This is a genomic window from Paenibacillus forsythiae T98, assembly GCF_000520735.1.
Classification (GTDB): Bacteria; Bacillota; Bacilli; order Paenibacillales; family Paenibacillaceae; genus Paenibacillus_AQ; species Paenibacillus_AQ forsythiae.
The window spans coordinates 1-382 of record NZ_ASSC01000408.1; the positions used below are offsets into that span (position 1 = coordinate 1).

Sequence of the window (382 nt, forward strand, 5' to 3'; positions counted from 1 at the left end):
GCCTGCCGCGCCGGAATCCCCGGCGCCAGCGGCACCTGTGGGAGCCGCGGATACCTGCGCCCCGCAGCTATGGTCCAGACCGCCGATTTTATACTTGACGGTCTCTCCTGCGCCGGAATCCACTTCAATCTCCGCCGGATTAAATTCGCGGCAGGCATCGGCGGAAGCGAAGGCGAACAGCAGCGAGCCTCCGCCCGCACCGTCGCCGTGCTCAAGATACACGGCTGCTTCGGGATAGCCCGCCTCCTGGGAAGGCGAAGGCTGAGGCGAGACTGCCGGAGCCGCCTCGTCTCCGCTTCCTTTCAGCAAGCTGGCGGCCAGAACTCCGGCAACTGCCAGCAAGACGACGGCTGCGCCAAAGAGCATCAGCCGAAACCGGCTG

Annotated in this window: 1 protein-coding gene; it reads right to left on the reverse strand. The window is 66.0% G+C overall.

Translation table 11 applies throughout. From position 1 onward, the window contains the following. The coding region (locus L692_RS32715) for a flagellar basal body-associated FliL family protein (RefSeq protein ID WP_198027753.1) at window positions 1–382 on the reverse strand (382 nt) is incomplete at both ends.